Below are 20,592 nucleotides of genomic sequence, written 5' to 3'. Positions count from 1 at the left end.
AAAGCCCGTAATGATCAGAAGGTTCCGTGGTCTCCTCCTCAGAGGAAAGAGGAGGATCACTGTGCGTACCGTCCTCGTGTGTGTCCGGACGCCGCTCGCGGCGCAAACCGTTGCATCCGCGGCCGCTCGGCTGGGGATGACCGGCGTCGTGCGAACCGCCGTGTCCGAGACCGAAGCGCTGCTCCGACTGGGCGAGCGCCCGGCCGACATCGTCCTCGCGGACACCGCGCTGACCCGGCGCGACAGCGTCGGCTTCACCCGGCGCGTACTCGTCCGGGCGCCCGGTGCATTGATCATCCTGTTCGGCCCGGAAGACCCGCGCATGGCCGCCGCCGCGATCGCCGCGGGCGCCCGGGGCGTACTGCGCGGGACCGGCGACCACGACCTGGTGAGCGTGGTGGCCAAGGCGCTGCTGCTCTGCCTTCCCGAGCCGGCGCGCCCCCGGGCCGGCGCGTCCGCGCCCCGGGCCGGTGCACCCGCCGCCGACCTGCTGCCGGGCGCCGCCCCCGTCGCGGAGACCGACCCGCCCGACCTGCGGCCGGCGCGCCCGTCCACACCTCCGTCGATGGTGCCCTCCCAGCGCGGCGACCAACTCGACACGGGTCCCGGCACCAACGGACCCGGTGGCCCCGGCCGCCCGCCCGGCAGCCCGAACACCGGCCCCAGTTGGCGGGTCGGCCCGCGTACCGGCGATCGACCCGAGGTGGTGGCCCGGCGGATGTCGCTCACCGAGCGTGAACTCCAGGTCCTGCGCGGGATGGCGGACGGCAAGAGCAACGCCGAGATCGGGCGGGAGCTCTTCGTGTCCGAGGACACCGTGAAAACGCACGCCCGCCGCCTCTTCCGCAAGCTGGGCGCCCGCGACCGAGCCCACGCGGTGGCGGCCGGCTTCCGCGCCGGCCTGGTCGCCTAGGGGGTGTCGTCGTCGGTGGCGTCGCTCAGGGTGTCGTGGACGCCGTCGGCGTAGCCGCGGGCGTACTCCCAGGTGACGTAGTGGTCGGGGTCCGGGTCGTACGCCGGCTCGTGCACCCTCGGGCGGCCGGAGTTGAGCAGGTGGCGCAGGTTGCCCCGGAGCAGGTCCCAGTCGAAGTAGTGCGGCTCATGGCAGTCTTCGCACTCGATGACCAAGCCGCGTACGCCGATCGGGCTCAACAGGGCCTGGTAGATCTCCAGGTCGGCCAGATCCTCCAGCACGTCCTGCCGTTCCGCGTCGGACAGCGGGTCGAGCTGGGGGTCCTCACCGAGGTCCTCCAGGCCCGCGGACGGGTCAGCGGGATCGCCGTTGAACGGGTCGATCGGCTCGTCGTGCTGCACCCCTCCACCGTAGTCGCATCACCGCTCACCGCGTGGGCCGCACAGGGGTGCTAAATAGGGACAACGGTACGATGAACCATCGCGCCACTGAGGGGATGAGCTGTGGAAGTTCCGATCGGGTTGACCTTCGATGACGTACTGCTCCAGCCGGCCGAGTCCGAGGTCATTCCCAGCCGGGTCAACACCGTCACTCAGGTGAGCCGCAACGTCAGCGTGTCGATTCCGCTGATGTCGAGCCCGATGGACACGGTCACCGAGGCCCGGATGGCGATCGCGATGGCGCGCCAGGGCGGTCTGGGCGTGCTGCACCGCAACCTCTCGATCGACGACCAGGCGCTCCAGGTCGACCTGGTCAAGCGCTCCGAGGCCGGCATGGTGACCAACCCGATCACCTGCAGCCCCGACGACACGCTGCGCGACGTCGACGCGCTGTGCGGGCGCTACCGGATCTCGGGCGCGCCGGTGACCGACGCGAACGGGACATTGGTCGGCATCGTGACGAATCGGGACATGCGGTTCGTGACCAACGCCGCCACCCCGGTGCACGAGATCATGACCCGGATGCCGCTGATCACGGCGCCGGTCGGGGTGTCGAAGGACGCCGCGCTCGCCCTGCTGCGGCAGCACAAGGTGGAGAAGCTGCCGATCGTCGACGAGGCGGGCAAGCTGCGCGGCCTGATCACGGTCAAGGACTTCACCAAGAGCGAGCAGTACCCGGACGCGACCAAGGACCCGGCCGGCCGGCTGCGGGTCGCCGCCGCCGTCGGGGTGGGCGAAGACGCGTACAAGCGGGCCCGCGCGCTGGTCGACGCGGCCGTGGACGTGCTGATCGTCGACACCGCGCACGGGCACCAGCGGGCCGTGCTGGAGATGGTGGCCCGGCTGAAGAAGGACACCGCCGTCGACGTGATCGGTGGCAACGTGGCGACGTACGCGGGGCGAAGGCCCTGGTCGACGCCGGCGCCGACGGCGTCAAGGTGGGCGTCGGACCGGGCGCGATCTGCACCACGCGGGTGGTCGCGGGCGTGGGCGTGCCGCAGATCACCGCCGTGATGGAGGCCGCCCGGGCCTGCCGCCCGGCCGGCGTGCCGGTGATCGCGGACGGCGGCATCCAGTACTCGGGTGACATCGCCAAGGCGATCGTCGCCGGCGCGCACACGGTCATGCTGGGCAGCCTCCTCGCCGGCTGCGAGGAGAGCCCCGGCGAGCTGCTCTTCATCAACGGCAAGCAGTACAAGGCGTACCGCGGGATGGGCTCGCTGGGCGCGATGCAGTCGCGCGGCCAGGCCCGCTCCTACTCCAAGGACCGGTACTTCCAGGACGACGTGCTCAGCGAGGAAAAGCTCGTGCCGGAGGGGGTGGAAGGGCAGGTGCCTTATCGCGGGCCGCTGTCGCAGGTCGCCCACCAGCTCATCGGCGGCCTCCGCCTCGCCATGGGGTACGTCGGCGCGGAAAGCATTCCCGAGATGCACCGCCGTGGCCAGCTCATCCGGATCACCGCGGCGGGGCTGAAGGAGAGCCATCCGCACGACATCCAGATGACCGTCGAGGCCCCCAACTACCACACGCGATAGGAGCGTCCCGTGCGTGACGTGGTGGAGATCGGGTTGGGTAAGACCGCGCAGCGCGGCTACCACCTCGACGACATAGCGATCGTGCCAAGTCGGCGTACCCGGGATGTGGACGACGTGTCCACGGCCTGGCAACTCGACGCGTACCCCTTCCAGATCCCCTGCGTGGCGCACCCGTCCGACGCGACGATGAGCCCGGCGACGGTCGTGACCCTGGGTCAGCTCGGCGGCCTCGGCGTGCTGAACGTCGAGGGCCTGTGGACCCGCTACGAGGATCCGACGAAGATCCTCGAGGAGCTGGCCACGCTCGACGAGGACGCGCCGACCACACGGCGGCTGCAGGAGGTGTACGCCGAGCCGATCCGCCCCGAGCTGATCGCCGAGCGGGTACGGGTCATGCGCGAGGGCGGGGTGACCGTGGCGGTGCGGGTGTCGCCGCAGCACACGCTCGCGCTCGCCCCGGTGATCCTGGACGCGGGCGTCGACATCCTGGTCATCCAGGGCACGCTGGTCTCCGCGGAGCACGTCTCCACGACGGACGAGCCGCTCAACCTCAAGGAGTTCATCGCCGACCTCGACCTGCCGGTGATCGCGGGCGGGTGCACCGACTACAAGACGGCGCTGCACCTGATGCGCACCGGCGCGGCCGGCGTGATCGTGGGCGTCGGCGCCGACGAGTGGTCCACAACGGACACCGTGCTGGGCATCCGGGTGCCGATGGCGACCGCGATCGCCGACGCGGCCGCGGCTCGGCGGGACTACCTCGACGAGACCGGCGGGCGGTACGTGCACCTGATCGCCGACGGCGACATCCAGACCTCTGGCGACATCGCCAAGGCGCTGGGCTGCGGCGCCGACGCGGTGATGCTGGGCGAGTCGCTGTCGCTGTGCGAGGAGGCGCCGGGCCAGGGTGCGTGGTGGCACTCGGCCGCGAGCCACCCGAAGCTGCCGCGTGGCGCGTTCGGCGTGTCCGACGAGCCGCTGGGCTCGATGGAAAAGCTGCTGTACGGGCCGGCCGACGCGCCGGATGGCCAGCTCAACCTGTTTGGCGGGCTGCGGCGGGCGATGGCCAAGTGCGGGTACCGCGACGTGAAGGAGTTTCAGCGCGTAGGGCTGGTACTCGACCGGTAGCGCTAAGGTCGCCACGTGACTCGTGGGATCGTGGCCGTGGCGGCCGTTGCCGCGCTTGCTGTTGCCGGGTGCACTTCGGACGAGCCAGGCACCGCAACGACGGCGCCGAAGCGCAACTTCCAGCCCGGTGCGGACGGCGTCGGCGACCCGTACTTTCCGAAGTACGGCAACGGCGGCTACGACGTGCGGAACTACGCGCTCAAGCTGAAGTACGACCCGCGTAGCGACGAGCTGAGCGGCACCGCCACCGTCACGGCGGTCGCCACCGCCGACCTGTCGCGGTTCAACCTGGACTTCTCCGGCCTGTCGGTGTCGTCGGTGTCGGTGAACGGCAAGCCGGCCACCGAGGCCCGCGAAGAGGCCGAGCTCGTCGTCACGCCGGGCGCGGGGATCGCCAAGGACGCCGAGTTCACCGTCGAGGTGGCGTACGCGGGCAAGCCGGCGCCGATCCAGAGTGCCGACCTGGGCGAGGGCGGGTTCCTGCACACCGACGACGGCGCGATCGCGCTCGGGCAGCCGGAGTCGGCGAGCTCGTGGTTCCCGGTCAACGACCACCCGACCGACAAGGCCACGTACGACATCGAGATCGCTGTGCCGCAGGGCCTGGAGGCGCTCAGCAACGGCGTGCCGGGGGAGAAGGCGGACGCCGACGGGTGGACCACGTGGAAGTGGTCGGAGAAGGTCCCGATGGCCAGCTACCTGGCATACCTGGCGATCGGCGAGTACCGGGTCGAGACGAGCACCCACAACGGCAAGCCGATGGTCATCGCCATCCCGGAGAGCCTGCCGGAAGGCGGTGACGCGGAGGACTCGATGGCCCGTACCGGCGAGATCGTGGACTTCCTGGAGACCCAGTTCGGGCCGTACCCGTTCGAGGCGTACGGCGGGGTGGTGGTCGACGACGACCGCATCGGGTACGCCCTGGAGACCCAGTCCCGGCCGGTGTACGGCGGCGTCTGGTTCAAGCAGAACCGCAATCTCGTCGTGGTCGCGCACGAGCTGGCCCACCAGTGGTTCGGCGACAGCGTGTCGATCGCGCAGTGGAAGGACATCTGGCTCAACGAGGGCTTCGCCAGCTACGCCGAGTGGCTGTGGACCGAAAAGGACGGTGGCCCGTCCGTCCAGGAGAGCTTCCAGCAGGAGTACGACGACACGGACTGGCAGAACCCCACGGCTGACCCGGGCCGGACGGGCATCTTCAGCCGGGCGGTCTACAAGCGCGGCGCGCTGACCGTGCACGCGCTGCGGCTGACGATCGGCGACGACGACTTCTTCAATCTCCTCAAGACGTGGACGGCGGAGAAGCGCAACGGGAACGCCGCGACGGCCGACTTCGTCACGGTCGCCGAGCGGGTCTCGGGCGAGTCCCTGGACGGCTTCTTCGACCGCTGGCTGATCGGCGACACGCCCCCGGAGATCCCCCGCTGAGGTGCAAGGAAGGGCCCCTTCCTATCGCTTTTTGCATAGGAAGGGGCCCTTCCTTGCACCTAGCGCTTGATGATGAGCGCTGGGTGGGCCTTCAGGTACGCGTCGGCGCGGCCGGCGCGCATCTCCGCGATGAACTTGCGGCCCTCCGCGGTCAGCGCCTCGCCGCGGTAGCTGGAGCCGCGGCCCACGCCCGAGCCGGGCAGCGCGACCATCGTCAGGGCCGCCGGCTTGAGGCCGCTCAGCGCGTACGCGAAGTCGAGCGGTTGGCGCCCGCGACCGTCGAACACCAGGGTGTCGCCGAGCGCGCGCAGCACCCGGTCGACCTCCACCGGGTTGCGGGCGATGTCCAGCGCCAGCACCTTGGCGAACACCGCGCGGATCAGCTGCTGGTGGTGCCGCTGCCGGGTGTAGTCGCCACCGGCGGTGTAACGCTGCCGCGAGTAGTCCAGCGCCTGCCAGCCGTTCAGGTGCCGCATGCCCACGTTGTAGACCATCGCCGGACCGCCGGCCGAGAGGCCGCGGCCGCTGCTGTTCAGGTGGATGGAGGTGACCTTCTGGTCGACGTAGAGGTCGATGCCGCCGACGGCGTTCACCAGGTTACGGAAGCCGCGGAAGTTGAGCACCGCGCCGGCGTCCCACTGCTTGATCCCGGTGTACGCGCTGACCGTCTGGGCCAGCAGCTGGAACCCCTGCGCGGCGCTGGGCTTCGCGTCGCCGCGCTTGCTGCCGTAGCTCATCGCGTGGGTCAGCTTGGTACGCCCGCCGGGGTAGCCGGACTTCGGGAACTTGGGGATGTCGACGACCAGGTCGCGGGGGAGCGAGAACAGGTAGCCCTTGGTGAGGCCCGCGGGCACGTGCAGGATCGTCACCGCGTCGGCGTGCGGCTCCCAGTCCGGCTCGCTCTCCCGGGTGTCGATGCCGACGATGAGGATGTTGAGCGGCCCCTTGATGTCGGCGCCCGGTGCCGGCGTCGGGCTGGGCGTCGGCGACGGTGCGGCGGGCGCCGGCGTGCCGAACAGGTCGGCGGTCGGCACCTCGTACCGGTCGCGCAGCGCGAAGCCCACGGCCACCGCCCCGCCAGCCAGCAACAACACGGCCGCGAGAGCGGCCGCGCCGATGAGGATCCACCGTCGTCGAGTCATAAGGTCGCATCGTGCCCGCTTAGCGGGTGGTGTGCTACCTACTCGTGAGTAATGATGAGGCGCATGCGATACGACGTGGTCGTCATCGGGTCGGGTTTCGGCGGCAGCGTGGCCGCCCTGCGGCTGGCCGAAAAGGGCTACTCGGTCGCTGTGCTGGAGGCGGGGCGGCGGTTCGCCGACGACGAGTTCCCGCAGACCTCCTGGCGCAGCCGCCGGTTCCTCTGGGCGCCCAAGCTCGGCTGCTTCGGCATCCAGCGGATCACCCTGCTGCGCTCGGCGCGCGGGCAGCAGGGCGCCGGCGTGCTCGTCCTGTCCGGCGCGGGCGTGGGCGGCGGTTCCCTGGTCTACGCCAACACGCTCTACGAGCCGCTGCCGCACTACTACGCCGATCCGCAGTGGCGCCATATCACCGACTGGCGTGCCGAGCTGGCCCCGCACTACGACCAGGCGAAACGGATGCTGGGCGTCACGACGTACCCGAAACAAACGGCCGCGGACCGCGCGATGCTGGCGGTGGCCGAGCGGATGGGGGTCGGGCACACCTTCCACGCCACGCCCGTCGGCGTCCACATCGGACGGCCGGGGGAGACGGTGCCCGACCCGTACTTCGGCGGCGTGGGCCCGGACCGCACCGGCTGCCTGCACTGCGGCTCGTGCATGACAGGCTGCCGGCACGGAGCGAAGAACACCCTGGTCAAGAACTACCTCTGGCTCGCCGAACGGCTCGGCGTCGACGTGCATCCGCTGACCACCGCGGTCGCGGTCCGGCCGTCGGGGTCGGGCTATGAGATCGACACGGTACGCACCGGAGCGTGGCTGCGGAAGCGACCGCAGGTCTTCGAGGCGGACCAGGTGATCTTCGCGGCCGGGGCCCTGGGCACCCAGCGCCTGCTCCACGCGATGAAGGAGTCCGGCACGCTGCCCGGCCTGTCCGACCGGGTGGGCGCGCTGACCCGTACCAACTCGGAGGCGATCCTCGGCGCGGCCACGCTGCGGCCGGACGCGCGGCGGCGCGGGCTGGACTTCACCGAGGGGGTCGCGATCACCAGCTCGTTCCACCCGGACGAGCACACGCACATCGAGCCGGTCCGGTACGGGCACGGCTCCAACGTGATGGGCCTGCTGCAGTCGGCGCTGGTCGACGGCGGTCCGCGCCGGCCGCTGCGCTGGCTGCGGACGCTGGCCGGGCGTCCGCTGACCTACCTGCGGCTGCTGTCGGTGCGCAGCTGGTCCGAGCGGACGGTCATCGCGCTGGTGATGCAGTCGCTGGACAACTCGCTGACCACCCGGTACCGGCGGGGCAAGCTACGGACGACCCAGGGGCACGGGGCGCCCAGCCCGACCTGGATCCCGGCCGGCAACGAGGCCGTACGCCTGCTCGCCGACGAGATCGGCGGGATCCCCGGTGGGGCGGTCACCGAGGCGTTCAACGTGCCGCTGACCGCGCACATTCTGGGCGGGGCGGCGATCGGGGCGACCCCGGCGGAGGGCGTCGTCGACCCGTACCACCGGGTCTTCGGCCACCCCGGCCTGCATGTGGTCGACGGCGCGGCGGTGGCGGCCAACCTGGGCGTGAACCCGTCGCTGACGATCACCGCGCAGGCGGAGCGGGCGATGTCGTTCTGGCCCAACCGGGGCGAGCCCGACCCGCGCCCGGCGCTCGGCTCGGCGTACGAGCGGGTCGCCCCGGTGGCGCCGGCGACACCCGCGGTCCCGGCCGGCGCCCCCGCCGAATTGCGCCTGTAGGCTGCGTACACATGAGCGAGCGGAGCGAGCGAATCATCAGGCACAGCGCGTGTGGAGCCTCATGCCCGCCCGCAGCGAAGCGAGGACGGGCATGAGCGTGCCGCGCCCTGTTCTGGTCGTCGACTTCGGAGCCCAGTACGCCCAGTTGATCGCCCGCCGGGTGCGTGAGGCGAAGGTCTACTCGGAGATCGTCCCGCACTCGATGCCGATCGCCGAGATGCTGGCCAAGGACCCTGCCGCGATCATCCTGTCCGGCGGCCCCTCCAGCGTGTACGAGCCGGGCGCCCCGCAGATCGACGCGAAGCTCTTCGACGCGGGCGTGCCGGTCTTCGGCATCTGCTACGGCTTCCAGGCGATGGCCCAGGCGCTCGGCGGCACGGTGGCGCACACCGGCCAGCGCGAGTTCGGCGGTACGACGCTGGCCGCCCGCCCCAACGCCAGCGTGCTGCTGCGCGACCTGCCGGCGGAGATCTCCGTGTGGATGAGCCACGGCGACTGCGTCACCGAGGCGCCGAGCGGCTTCGCGATCACGGCCGGGTCGCCCGGGGCGCCGGTGGCCGCGTTCGAAGACCTGATTGGCCGGCGGGCCGGCGTGCAGTTCCACCCGGAGGTGGCGCACACCGCGCACGGGCAGGCGATGCTGACCCGCTTCCTGTACGACATCGCCGGCATCGAGCCGACCTGGACGATGGGCAACATCATCGACGACCAGGTCGCCGCGATCCGGGCCCAGGTGGGCGACAAGGAGGTCATCTGCGCGCTGTCCGGGGGTGTGGACAGCGCGGTGGCCGCCGCCCTCGTCCACAAGGCCGTCGGCGACCAGCTCACCTGCGTGTTCGTCGACCACGGGCTGCTGCGCGCGGGCGAGGCCGAGCAGGTCGAGCAGGACTACGTGGCGGCGACCGGCATCAAGCTCAAGGTGGTCGACGCGGCCGACCGGTTCCTGGGCGCCCTCGCCGGGGTCACCGACCCGGAGGAAAAGCGGAAGATCATCGGCCGGGAGTTCATCCGGGTCTTCGAGCAGGCCGCCCGCGAGGTCGCGGCCGCCGGCGACGTGGAATTCCTGGTCCAGGGGACGCTCTACCCCGACGTGGTGGAGTCCGGCGGCGGCACCGGCACCGCCAACATCAAGTCGCACCACAACGTCGGCGGGCTCCCCGACGACCTACGCTTCGCCCTGGTCGAGCCGCTGCGCACCCTCTTCAAGGACGAGGTACGCCAGCTCGGCCTGTCGCTCGGCCTGCCCGAGGCGATGGTCTGGCGGCACCCGTTCCCCGGGCCGGGCCTCGCGATCCGCATCATTGGTGCGGTCTCCGCCGACCGGCTGGAGCTGTTGCGCGCCGCCGACCTCATCGCTCGCCAGGAGCTGACCGCCGCCGGGCTGGACCGGGACGTGTGGCAGTTCCCGGTGGTGCTGCTGGCCGACGTGCGCTCGGTGGGCGTCCAGGGCGACGGCCGGACGTACGGCCACCCGGTCGTGCTGCGCCCGGTCTCCAGCGAGGACGCGATGACCGCCGACTGGTCGCGCCTGCCGTACGACGTGATCGCCCGGATCTCCACCCGCATCACCAACGAGGTGCCCGAGGTCAACCGCGTGGTGCTGGACGTCACCAGCAAGCCCCCGGGCACTATTGAGTGGGAGTAGTCGGCCAGGCCGGAGCGTCGGCCGGCTCTTCCGGCATCAGGAACCACATGATCGGGTACGCCAGCGCGGCCACCCCCGCCGTGAGGAGGGTCGCGACTGCGAAGATCACGCGGACGAGCACCGGGTCGACGTTGAAGTACCGGCCGAGACCGCTCGCCACACCGGCGATGATGCGGTCGGTCATGGGCCGTCGAAGTTGCTTGTAGGGAGGGTTGTGGGTCATGCCTCTACGGTCCTCGCCTGGGCGTCCCACGGCCTCGGTGAGCGCCCGGATGCGTACCCTGATCACCCCCTGATGGGGTAGCTCTATGTCAGGAATCTGACTGACGTCATAGACTTGTCATCTCATTCGGGAAGAATGCCCCCTGTGACCCCCGCGCTCGAACCGCTTCGCAGGATCGCGGCCTACGCCGTTTTGACCGATTCAAATGGCCAGGTGCTGCTGGTCCGCGCGTCGCCACGCTCCGGAACCCCGGGCGTCTGGTCGCTGCCGGGTGGCGCGGTGGATCACGGTGAAGACCCCAACCACACCGTCGTACGCGAGACCGCCGCGGAAACCGGTCTGTCCGTCGCGGTGACAGGGCTGCGCGACGTACTGGCCGACATGCGGGCGCTCCCGCACCGGGGCATCACGATCCACACCGACCGGCTGATCTACGAGGTCTCGGTCCGCGGCGGCACGCTGTGCGATCGCGTCGGCCAGCCCACCGACCTGGCCCGCTGGCACACGATCGAGGCGGCCAAGGCGCTGCCGCTGCGCCCGTTCACCGCTGGCGCGCTGGACCTGCCCGCGGACAGCGTCGATCTGCGGCCGGACGAGGCGCCGGACTTCCCCTCGTTCTACGCCGTGCCCGGTCCGGACGGGCTGCACCGGGCCCAGCGTTTCGCCGCGTACGCCGTGGCCACCGACCCGGGCGGCCGCGTGCTGCTCACCCGGGTGGCGGACGGCTACCCCGGCGCCGGCTGCTGGCACCTGCCCGGCGGCGGCACCGACTACGGCGAGCAGCCCGGCGCGGCGCTGATCCGCGAACTGCACGAGGAGACCGGCCAGCGCGGCCGCCTGGTCGCGCTGCTGGGCGTGGCCAGCCACCGCGACGCGGCCTCGCTCGGGCCCGAGGGCTATCCGATCGACTGGCACGGCGTGCGGGCCTTCTACCGGGTCGAGGTCGAGTCGCCCGCGCCGCCGACCGTGGGCGACGTCGGTGGGTCGACATCCGAGGCGCGCTGGTTCGGGCTGGACGAGTTGCGGGCGCTGCGGTCACACGAGCTGACCGAGGTGACCGCCGAGGCGATGCAGGCGGCCCGGCTCTAGGGCCCGTTTTATAAGGGTCGGTCGAGCCAAGGCGAGGCCCAGGCGGCGATCGGGCAAGCCGGGCGGAAGGTCGCATACCGGTGTTGTATGCGGCCTTTCGACCGGTGCCGCCGGTCGTCGTCTGGGTCCGCCGCAGGCCGGCCAGCCCTTATAAAACGGGCCCTAGGGCTCGTAGGCTCGCCGGGTGAAACAGCGACGGATCGCGGCGTACGGGGTGTGCCGGGACAGGGCCGGAAGGGTGCTGCTGACCCGGGCGTCCGCGAGCGCCGACCTGCCGGGCGTCTGGCAGGTTCCGGGCGGCGGGGTCGACCACGGCGAGCACCCGGCGGAAGCGGTGGTGCGCGAGTTCGCCGAGGAGACCGGGCTGACCGTCGTGGTGACCGGGCTGCGGACCGTGGTGTCCGACGTGCTGTGGACGAAGCACACCGATCGGGTCATTTATGACGTCGCCGTACGTAACGGAGCCTTACGGGACGAACCGGACGGCACCACCGATCTCGCCGCCTGGATCGCTCCGGAGGAACTGCCCGACCTGCCGATGATGCCGTTCACCGCCGAGCTGTTCGACGTACCCGTGGAGCCGGTGACCGCGCCGCCGCTCGTGGCGCCACCGCCCGTCACCGGCCCCATCACGCGCGGCCAGCGGTTCGCGGCGTACGGCCTGGTCACCGACCCGGACGGCCACGTGCTGCTGACGCTCATCGCGGAGGGGTATCCGGGCGCCGGCAAGTGGCACCTGCCCGGCGGTGGCACCGATCACGGCGAGCAGCCCGCGACGGCCCTGCTACGTGAGCTCGCCGAGGAGTCCGACCAGGTCGGGCGGGTGACCGAGCTGCTGGACGTGACCCACCGGCACAACCCGCGGGCGCTGGGCCCGGAGGGCTACGTGATCGACTGGCACGCGGTCCGGGCGACGTACCGGGTACGGGTCGACGCGCCCACCGAGCCCGCTGTGACCGAGGCGGGCGGCTCGACGGCGCAGGCCCGGTGGTTCTCCCTCGCCGAGGCGGTGGATCTCCCCCTGACCGATGTGGCGGCAGCGGCATTATCTCGGTTGATGACCGGTTTGGACACCCCCGGCTAGAATGTGTAGCTGCCGCTGGAGATCAGCGCGTGGCTATCGCCAAGCCGACCGGACTGTGCGATGGTGTAGGCCGCATGCGACCGGACGGCCGCCGAGGCGGCGGGTAGACCGAGCCGGTCATGGAGGTAATACGTGCCGAGAGCCCCTTGGCGCCGGCGTCGTGCGACGGACAGTCCGCGCCCCGGAGGGCGCCGCTGGGCAGGGCGTTTGCGCCGCAGTGGCACGTTCGCCCGGCAGGTTCTGCTGGTCCGGGTCGGACGGCGGCGGCCCGAGCCGACCGGCGGCACCACGGTGGTCGTGCCCGCGCACCCAAGTCTCGACCGGCTGACCGACGACGACATCGAGTCGCTTCTGCCGATGAGCCCGGCCCCGGCCGGTGCGGCAGCCGCGGCCGGCATGACGATCCCGCTGCTGCCCGGCGAGCACACGGCCGCCCGGCGCGCCAAGTTCATGATCGTCAACGTGTGCACGCTCGGCAGTCTCACGCTCGGGCTGCTCGCGATCTTCCTGGCCATGCAAGGCGACGTACGCGCCGCCGCCGCCTGCCTCATCGCCTGCGTGGTCTTCGACGGCCTGGACGGCGCGCTGGCCCGCCGGTTCGAGGTGGCCAGCCCGTTCGGCGCCCAGATGGACTCGCTGGCCGACATGTGCTCGTTCGGCCTGGCGGCGCCGGTGGTGGTCTACGCCTCCCTGGTCGGCACCGTCCCCACGGCCGCCGCGGCCGCCGGGTGCACGCTGGTCGCCGGGTGCGCCGCGATCCGGCTGGCCCGCTTCAACGTCTCGCCCAAGGACGGGCGCTTCTTCTGCGGCGTGCCCACCACCATGGCCGCCGCCGTACTCGCCGTCGGCGTCCTCATCGACCTGCCCATGTCGGGCGCCGCTCAGCTCGCCGGTGTGGCCCTGCTCGCGTTCGCGATGGTATCCAGCTTCCCGTACGCCAAGCTGGCCCGGCTCATCAAGCTGCCGCCGTGGCTGTGGCTGCTGCCGGTGGTCGGTGCCCTGGTCGACCCGCGAATGACGTTCACCGTCGTGGTGGTCGGCTACCTGGCCAGCGGCCCCCTCCTCTGGCTCCGCCACCGCCCCTAACCCCCACCCCGCCCTCCCGCCCTGCGCGCGCCTCCCGCCCTGCGTGCGCGTCGATCAAGGGCAAACGGTCGTGCTTTGATCTCCAATCCACGGCCGTATGCCCTTGATCGACGCGAAAGTCCTTGATCGATGGCAGCCTGCGTCCCGGGTCCCGCCGGTCCGGAGGCGAGCGGCCCCGATTACTCCTAGATCGACAGGGGAAACCAGGCTTAGCTTCGAGACAAGGAGCAACGGGCGCACTCAAGGCCGGGTAGTTAGGGGAACCTGGTACAGCGTCGCCGGCGGCCGCGCCCGTTTCCCGGACCGCTCGGACGGTGGCCCGATTGCCGCGCGGGCTGGCGTCGATCTAGGACTTGTCATGGGTATCGAGTCCGGTACTCGAACCCCCACCGCCAGCAGCGACCAGCGCCCAGGAACCCCTTGACTACCCGGCAGTGGGGGCGTCCTCAAGGCCGGGTCGTTAAGAGGCCGCCGAAGGTGTCAAGGGTCGCTCCCTTGGGTTTGACCGCTCGTCATGGCCGGCCGATCTCGGGTCTGCGTGAACGTGAAGGATGTGGGTCGTTGGGACGACTCGGATCCTTCACGTTGATGCCGATCCCTTGCCGGCCTTGGGGCCGCCGAATCGATCTAGGAACTATCGTGGGTATAAATCGGACTCGATACCCACGATTCTTCCTAGATCGACGCCGACCTGCGGTGATCATGGGCTTAGTGGCGGGGAACGGGGCTCTTCGTGCCGCTAGGCCCATGATCACCGCCGTAGTGGGGTAGCCGTCCGTGTGATCAGGGCGAGGCGCGGCTACGGATGACGTATCTGGCGCTGTCTGCGCTGACGTGGCCCGGGTTCTCTTAACTCCCTGGCCGTGGGGGCGCCCTACTCACGAAGGGTCGCGTTGCGTCTCGGCCCGGCCCCGCAACTGCTCGTCGATCAAGGAAAACGCCGTCGATCAAGGGCAAGCGGTCGTGGATTGGAGATCAAACCACGACCGTTTGCCCTTGATCGACGCGCGGAGCGGGGTGCGCGCGGAGCGGGGTGCGCGCGAGCGGGGTGCGCGCGCGGAGCGGGGTGCGCGCGGAGCGGGGTGCGCGCGCGGGCTAGGTCCAGTGGGCTATTACGGAGGTGGCGCCTCGGACGCGGTCGCCGGGGGCTACGGCGGGGGTGGCGGCTTCGGCGGGGAGGTAGACGTCGGTGCGGGAGCCGAACCTGATCAAGCCGAACCGTTCGCCCTTCGCCAGCAGGGCGCCCACCGGGGCGCGCTGCACGATCCGGCGGGCGATCAGGCCGGTGCGCTGGGCCACCACGACGGTGCCGCGCGCGGTGTCCAGCACCGTGTACGCGGCCACGTTGTGCTCGGCCTCGGGCTTCATGGCCGCGGCGAACCCGCCGTCGGTGACGAAGTAGTCGACCACCTTGCCGGCCACCGGCGCGCGGTTGACGTGTACGTCCAGCACGGACAGGAACACCGCCACGCGCAGGAACTCGTCCGGCCCGAACCGGTCGTCGCGGACCCGCTCGACGGAGAGCACCTTGCCGTCGCTGGCCGCCACCACGGCGGTCTCGTCGTCCGGGACGTCCCGCTGGGGGTCGCGGAAGAACGCCGCCACGGGTGCCGCGGCGAGCGCCGGCACCAGCCACAGCCGGGATTTCGGCCGGGTGGCCCGGATCAGCGCGGCCACGCCGAGGGCGATGCCCGCCGCGGCCACGCCGTTCGAGTCGATGTGCATGCCGCGGGTCAGGGGCACGCTGGACGGTCGGTACGCGGGGGTGACGCGGGCCGCGGCCGAGGTGTCCGCCGGGGTGAACCGCAGCCGGTGTACGCGCAGCGGCGGGTTGTTGCGCACCACCGTGTCCACGCCGACGCCGAAGAGCGCGCCTTGCCGGTCGAGCTCCGCCGCGGCGCCCCCGGTGAGGCCGGCGGCGATGGAGAGTACGCCGCCGTCGGCGAGGTACTTGGTCAGTCCTTCGACCGTCGCCCGGGCCTCTTCGGCGCTGCCGGTCAGCGGCTCACCGACGACGACCACCTCGGCCGGGTCCGCTTCGGCGATCGAGTCGACGACGCGTACCCGATCGGCGACCCAGCGGCCCTGGGCCGCGAGGTGGTCGCGGAGCGCGCCCACCGCGGCGCCGTCCCCTGGTACGACGGTGAGCGCATCGCCCGGCAGGAGTGCCTGGAGCGCCGCGGCCAGCGTGGCGGAGCGGCCGTCGACGCCGACGAGCAGGCAGGTCTTGGGACCGGTGTGGCGGGCCAGTTCGGCGGTGAGCGTGCGGGCGGCTCGAGCGTTGGTCACCGGCCCAGCATATGCGTCATGACGGTTCGCGCTTGATTTCCTCGGTGCTTGACGCCGGGGTCCCGCTCACCGGCGGCAGGTACGGCACCTGGGGGCCGGCGAGCAACTCGCGCACGATGTCGGCGTGCAGTTCGGCGGGGAGCCCGCTCACCGGGGCGAGCGCGGGCTCGGCGGCCGGCGGCGGTACCACGGCGACGGGTGCGGCCTGGTCGCCGCGACCGGACCGGAGTGCACCGATCAGGCCGAGGGCGCCGAGCAGGATCAGCGCGCTGGCGACGAACCAGCCGACGACCGGCAGCTCCAAATCGACGAGCTGGGCGATGAACCACCACGTGGCCATGGACAGGAAGATGAGCGCGAAGGTCAGCGAGACCCCGTCTGTGCGGTGGGGTTTCATTAGCGGTGCACCTCCGCTGAGCCGGCGTTGACCTTGAGGACGATGGTGACCTTGCCGCCGCCGACCCCGTCCACACCGTTGTCGACGATGTCGCCGGGGCTGGTCTGCAGGCCGCTGGACTCGGTGTCGAAGATCTGCGCGTCGCCGGCGTTGACCTCGGCCTGCACGGTCGCGTCGACGTTCGGCGGGACGATCACTTCCAGGTTGCCGAAGCTGACGTGGACGTTGACGAGCTGGTCCTGACCGGTGAAGTCCACCTTGGACAGATCGAGGATGGCGTTGCCGAAGTTGTGCTCGTACCGGTCGGCCATCACCGCCGCGCTGGCCGGCTGCCAGTAGACGTCGCTGCCGGAGGTCTCGTACCGGCCGACCTGTGTCTCGGCGATCGTCGAGACGCCGAGCGCGGCGGCGGCGATGAAGCCCAGCGCGATCAACCAGCGGGCCCGGCCGAACCAGGCTCCGATGAGCAGACCCAGCGCGAGGGTGACGAGCACCGCGAAGAAGTACGTGGACGGGCCCACGCTGACGATGTTGCCCAGGTCGAGCGCGGCCACCAGGCCCAGCGCCACGAAGATCAGCGAGAACGTCGCGGCGCCGAGCGGCGAGCGCTCCTTGGGCGGCTTCGGCGGCTTGGGCGGTGCCGGCGGCGGCCCGTACCGGGGTGGGTAGGGGCCGGCGGGGCCGGCGTACGGGCCGTGCGGGGCGAACGGTGGCCGGTAGGCACCGCCCTGCGGGGTCGGCGGCTGCGGCGGGTACGGCTGGGGTGGGTAAGCGGGCCCGGAGCCGGGCGGTCGCGGGCTCGACGGTGGGACCGGCGGAGTGGGCGGAGCCGGCGGCTGCGGTGGAGCGGGCGGCACCGGTGCCGCCGGGAAACCGAGGGTGGGCGGCGTAGGCCCGCCCGAACCCGGCGGGTACGCCGGACCCGGCGGGTACGCCTGTGCGGCGGCCTGCCAGGGCCGCCCCGCTCCGAATGGCACCTCACCCCCTGCGGGTGCCAGCGGAGCGGGGCGGCCAGGCTTCCGGTTGAGCAGTAGCGCGCCCCCGATGAGCGCGGCCGCTCCCAACACCACAGCCCGGAAGCCGTCAGTGACGATCAGGCCGAAGAGCACGGCGACCAGTACCCCCAAGATGATCACGGTGAGCGGTGACATGCTGGATCGGCCGCGGCCGAGCATCGACTCGACCGGCGAGGCGCTGTCGCCCTCGGCCGGAATGATCAGCCAGGCGCCGAGGTAGATGAGGATCCCGATGCCGCCGAAGAAGCCCAGGACGGCGAGCAGGACGCGCCACAACACGGGGTCGGTGTTGGTGGCTCGGCCGATCGCCGCGCAGACGCCGGCCAGGTAACGCCCCTTCAGCGGGCGGACCAGACCGTACCGGGAGGTAAACCCGGCACCGGACTCGGTGGGCTCGGTCGACTCGGCGCCCTCCGGTCGGCGGGGCTCGGCAGCGTCATCCGTCATGCCTACGATCCTCGCGGCTTGCCTACCCGAACAGCCTCAGGCGCCAACCCTGACCCCACCCTGAGATCTGCGGCCGCAATGTCCGGGGCGTCCCCGTGGCCAGCGGCGCCGCTCCCGTGTGACGATCGGTAGGCAGCCCAGATCGCAAGCGAGGAGCAGACCGATTACCGCCGTCCCGACCGAGCAGCGCCCACGCCTCGACCGCTCCCGCGACCAGCGCGTCGTGGCCGGTGTGGCGTCCGGGATCGCGCGCCATCTGGGCATTCCGGCGCTGCGGGTGCGGATCGCGTTTGTCGTACTGCTGCCGCTGAGCGGGCTGGGCCTGCTGCTGTACGCGGCGTTCTGGGCGGTGCTCCCGCTCCAGGCCCGTACGGCGGACGTGGGGCAGCGCCGCAACTTCATGCACCTGCTGCCGTTCATCGCGATCGGGCTGGGCCTGATCTTGGTGCAGACGCTGGCCTTCGGGTTCGGCGCGCTCGGCGTCACCGGCCTGGCCGGCTGGCTCGTCGCGATCATCGCGGTCGGCGCCGGCATCATCTGGCACGAGTCCGACCCGGAGCGGCGCCGCCAGTGGAGCGAGACGCTGCCGCGGGTGCCGTGGCTGGGCGCGGTGGTGGACGAGAGCGACCGGCGGGCGTTCCTGCTGCGCTTCATCGGCGGCGGCGTCCTGGTGGCGGTGGGCATCATCGGCGTCGTCGCGGTCTACTCGCCGGCGGAAAACTTCGGCGCCGTGATCAACGGCATCCTGTTCGCCCTGGTGGGGCTCGCCGGCGTGGCGGTGGTGGCCGGTCCGGTGCTGTGGCGCACGTACAACCAGCTGCGCGCCGAGCGGGAGGGCCGGATCCGCGAGCAGGAGCGGGCCGAGTTGGCCGCCATGGTGCACGACCAGGTGCTGCACACGCTGGCGCTCATCCAGCGCAACGCCGCCGACGTGAAGTCCGTGCAGCGGCTGGCCCGTGGGCAGGAGCGCAGCCTGCGCAACTGGCTCTACAAGCCGGTCGCCTCGCCGACCGAGCGGTTCGCCGCCGCGCTGGAGCAGGCGGCGGCCGAGGTCGAGGACACGTTCGCGATCACCGTCGAGACGGTGGTGGTGGGCGACCGGGACACCGACGAGCGGGTCGGCGCGCTGGTCGCCGCGGCCCGCGAGGCGCTGGTCAACGCGGCCCGCCACGCCAAGGTGCAGACCGTCTCGCTCTACGCCGAGGTCGAGCCGGATCAGTTGAGTGTCTTCGTCAGGGACCGGGGCGCCGGTTTTGATCCATCCACCGTGGGGGATCATCGACACGGCGTTCGTGGATCGATCATCGGGCGGATGCAGCGCCACGGGGGCCGCGCCACGATCATCAGCGAACCCGGGGACGGTACGGAGGTCCGGCTGTTCCTGCCGACGGCCAGGGACAGCGTCACAGCCGGGAAGGATGGATCATGACCGACTCAGAGGCGCCACGCCGGCTGCGGGTCTTCCTCGTCGACGACCACGCGATGTTCCGCGCCGGGGTACGGGCGGAGCTGGGCGTGCACGTCGACGTGATCGGCGAGGCGAGCACGGTGAGCGAGGCCGTCAACCGGATCGCGGCGACCGAGCCCGACGTGGTGCTGCTCGACGTACACATGCCGGAGGGCGGCGGTCGCGCGGTGCTGGACGCGATGCGGCGTACCCATCCGCACGTGCGCTTCCTGGCGCTGTCGGTCTCCGACGCGGCCGAAGACGTGATCGGCCTGATCCGGGCCGGCGCGCGCGGCTACGTCACCAAGACCATTTCGCCGGACGAGCTGGCGGCGGCGATCCGCCGGGTTGCCGAGGGCGACGCGGTCTTCAGCCCGCGGCTGGCCGGGTTCGTGCTCGACGCGTTCGCCGCGCGCCCGGACGCGCCGGTGGCCGACCCCGAGCTGGACCAGCTCACCAACCGCGAGCGGGAAGTGCTGCGGCTGCTCGCGCGCGGCTACGCGTACAAGGAGATCGCCAAGGAGCTCTTCATCTCCATCAAGACGGTGGAGACCCACGTCTCGAACGTGCTCCGCAAGCTGCAGATGTCCAACCGCTACGAGCTGTCCCGCTGGGCCGCCGACCGCCGTCTGGTCTAGCTACTCGGTCCGCAGGACGGTGAACGCCTCGGCCAGCCGCCCGTCGGGCAGGCCGGCCGCCGCGGCGGTCGCGACCATCCGGTCGCGGAGCCAGCCGTCGTCGGGGTCGAGGTGCGCGGTCTGCGAGACGTGCGCGCGCAGTGCCAGCACCTTTCGGGGGTACGCGTCGGTGACGTCGACGGCGTGGTCCGGGCTCGGACCGCCGGAGTACCAGACCTCCCGCACCACCCACGGCTCCAGCCGGTCGCGGAGGAGTTCGGGGAACGCGAACGGGTTCCGCGCGTCCGGGTAGATCGCGCAGGTGGTCGCCTCGCCCACCGCCAGGTGGTCGGGGTGGCTCGGCCCGGACAGCCGCTCCCACCGGCGCAGGGGAGAGCTGGTGAGGATCCGGTCCGGACGGAACCGGCGGATCGCGGCGGTGATGTCGCGGCGCAGGGTCAGCGTCGGCGTGACGGTGCCGTCGGCGTACCCATCGAGGAAGTCCACCTGCTTGACCCCGACGGCGGCGGCCGCCGCGCGCTGCTCCTTTTCCCGGATAGTGGGCATCTGCTCCCGAGGAGTGTCATCGAAGCCGCCGGCGTCGCCGCGGGTCACGAGCAGGTACGCGACCTCGATCCCGGCGTCCACCCACCCGGCCACGGTGCCCGCGGCACCGAAGTCGACATCGTCGGGATGGGCGAACACTGCTAGTACGCGCCGAACGTCGGAGAGTGCGGGCGCGGAGGGTGGAAACGTCACAACAACCGATGGTACGTCGGGTCGGATCGCGCCCATTAGAGCGAATAACCGCAGGTCAGAGATTTTTGATCATGGCGAAACATGATCTTTACACAGTATCGGCCGCGTCCCGGCCGAATATCGGGTTGATAACGCTCCTTCACGTTAGCGGGCGGGTGGTG

At 71.4% G+C, this 20,592-nt stretch carries 17 protein-coding genes and 1 pseudogene; 11 read left to right on the top strand and 7 right to left on the bottom strand.

All coding sequences use genetic code 11. The features are described from left to right. Positions 1-61: 61 nt before the first annotated feature. Positions 62-913 (top strand): helix-turn-helix transcriptional regulator, encoded by an 852-nt coding sequence (locus tag Prum_RS15755; protein WP_246277918.1) that lies wholly within the window; start codon positions 62-64, stop codon positions 911-913. On the opposite strand, the gene Prum_RS15750 is transcribed toward Prum_RS15755, so the two are convergent. Further along, a complete protein-coding gene (locus Prum_RS15750; RefSeq protein WP_173077256.1) occupies positions 910-1,314 on the bottom strand; it encodes a DUF5319 domain-containing protein in 405 nt (134 codons plus the stop codon). The two genes, Prum_RS15755 and Prum_RS15750, sit on opposite strands and share 4 nt — an antisense overlap. A gap of 102 nt (positions 1,315-1,416) precedes the next feature. On the opposite strand from Prum_RS15750, the pseudogene guaB reads away from it, so the two are divergent. From guaB to Prum_RS15735, 3 genes and pseudogenes are all read left to right on the top strand, one after another. Then, positions 1,417-2,888: pseudogene (gene guaB, locus Prum_RS15745) on the top strand (IMP dehydrogenase). Between the two features lie 9 nt (positions 2,889-2,897). Continuing rightward, on the top strand, positions 2,898-4,016 hold the full coding sequence (locus Prum_RS15740) for a GuaB3 family IMP dehydrogenase-related protein (protein WP_173077255.1): 1,119 nt from the start codon (positions 2,898-2,900) through the stop codon (positions 4,014-4,016). Positions 4,017-4,031: 15 nt separating this feature from the next. After that, the gene (locus Prum_RS15735; RefSeq protein ID WP_246277917.1) at positions 4,032-5,444 is read left to right on the top strand and encodes a M1 family metallopeptidase; all 1,413 of its coding nucleotides are present in this window, start codon (positions 4,032-4,034) and stop codon (positions 5,442-5,444) included. 59 nt (positions 5,445-5,503) lie between these two features. Here Prum_RS15735 and Prum_RS15730 read toward each other — a convergent pair whose 3' ends face one another. After that, complete coding sequence (locus tag Prum_RS15730; protein WP_173077254.1) at positions 5,504-6,586, bottom strand: LCP family protein; 1,083 nt, start codon at positions 6,584-6,586, stop codon at positions 5,504-5,506. A gap of 63 nt (positions 6,587-6,649) precedes the next feature. Here Prum_RS15730 and Prum_RS15725 point away from each other — a divergent pair, with 63 nt between their 5' ends. Together Prum_RS15725 and guaA are read left to right on the top strand one after the other, a co-directional pair. Beyond that, positions 6,650-8,332, top strand: coding sequence for an FAD-dependent oxidoreductase (locus Prum_RS15725; protein WP_173077253.1), 1,683 nt, complete (start codon positions 6,650-6,652; stop codon positions 8,330-8,332). Between the two features lie 91 nt (positions 8,333-8,423). Then, positions 8,424-9,977 (top strand): glutamine-hydrolyzing GMP synthase, encoded by a 1,554-nt coding sequence (gene guaA / locus Prum_RS15720; RefSeq protein ID WP_173077252.1) that lies wholly within the window; start codon positions 8,424-8,426, stop codon positions 9,975-9,977. Here the strand turns inward: guaA and Prum_RS15715 are convergent. Continuing rightward, positions 9,961-10,200: a PspC domain-containing protein gene (locus Prum_RS15715; protein ID WP_173077251.1), complete on the bottom strand. Its 240-nt coding sequence runs from the start codon at positions 10,198-10,200 to the stop codon at positions 9,961-9,963. The two genes, guaA and Prum_RS15715, sit on opposite strands and share 17 nt — an antisense overlap. Before the next feature lie 144 nt (positions 10,201-10,344). Here Prum_RS15715 and Prum_RS15710 point away from each other — a divergent pair, with 144 nt between their 5' ends. The 3 genes from Prum_RS15710 to Prum_RS15700 all read left to right on the top strand — a co-directional run bounded on the left by Prum_RS15710 (position 10,345) and on the right by Prum_RS15700 (position 13,459). After that, positions 10,345-11,289: an NUDIX domain-containing protein gene (locus Prum_RS15710; RefSeq protein ID WP_173077250.1), complete on the top strand. Its 945-nt coding sequence runs from the start codon at positions 10,345-10,347 to the stop codon at positions 11,287-11,289. A gap of 184 nt (positions 11,290-11,473) precedes the next feature. Then, positions 11,474-12,373, top strand: coding sequence for an NUDIX hydrolase (locus Prum_RS15705; protein WP_173077249.1), 900 nt, complete (start codon positions 11,474-11,476; stop codon positions 12,371-12,373). A gap of 207 nt (positions 12,374-12,580) precedes the next feature. Continuing rightward, positions 12,581-13,459 (top strand): CDP-alcohol phosphatidyltransferase family protein, encoded by an 879-nt coding sequence (locus tag Prum_RS15700; RefSeq protein ID WP_173077248.1) that lies wholly within the window; start codon positions 12,581-12,583, stop codon positions 13,457-13,459. A 1,095-nt stretch (positions 13,460-14,554) separates the two neighbouring features. Here the strand turns inward: Prum_RS15700 and Prum_RS15695 are convergent. From Prum_RS15695 to Prum_RS15685, 3 genes are read right to left on the bottom strand one after another with little or no spacing between them, the layout of a single operon-like run. Then, positions 14,555-15,748: a phosphatidylserine decarboxylase gene (locus tag Prum_RS15695; protein ID WP_173077247.1), complete on the bottom strand. Its 1,194-nt coding sequence runs from the start codon at positions 15,746-15,748 to the stop codon at positions 14,555-14,557. Positions 15,749-15,764: 16 nt separating this feature from the next. Continuing rightward, entirely contained in the window at positions 15,765-16,145 is a 381-nt protein-coding gene (locus Prum_RS51565; protein ID WP_246277916.1) for a hypothetical protein, read from the bottom strand. Then, positions 16,145-17,608, bottom strand: a complete 1,464-nt coding sequence (locus tag Prum_RS15685) for a PspC domain-containing protein (protein WP_173077246.1) — start codon at positions 17,606-17,608, stop codon at positions 16,145-16,147. Before Prum_RS15685 ends, Prum_RS51565 begins: the two co-directional genes overlap by 1 nt. Before the next feature lie 163 nt (positions 17,609-17,771). Here Prum_RS15685 and Prum_RS15680 point away from each other — a divergent pair, with 163 nt between their 5' ends. Next, the gene (locus Prum_RS15680; protein ID WP_246278574.1) at positions 17,772-19,037 is read left to right on the top strand and encodes an ATP-binding protein; all 1,266 of its coding nucleotides are present in this window, start codon (positions 17,772-17,774) and stop codon (positions 19,035-19,037) included. Further along, positions 19,034-19,693, top strand: a complete 660-nt coding sequence (locus Prum_RS15675) for a response regulator (RefSeq protein WP_173077245.1) — start codon at positions 19,034-19,036, stop codon at positions 19,691-19,693. Before Prum_RS15680 ends, Prum_RS15675 begins: the two co-directional genes overlap by 4 nt. Here the strand turns inward: Prum_RS15675 and Prum_RS15670 are convergent, their stop codons facing one another. Further along, entirely contained in the window at positions 19,694-20,431 is a 738-nt protein-coding gene (locus tag Prum_RS15670; protein ID WP_246277915.1) for a PIG-L deacetylase family protein, read from the bottom strand. It lies immediately after the preceding gene. Positions 20,432-20,592 lie beyond the last annotated feature (161 nt).

The organism is Phytohabitans rumicis (genome assembly GCF_011764445.1).
Classification (GTDB): Bacteria; Actinomycetota; Actinomycetes; order Mycobacteriales; family Micromonosporaceae; genus Phytohabitans; species Phytohabitans rumicis.
This window is presented reverse-complemented; position numbering and strand designations above follow the sequence as displayed.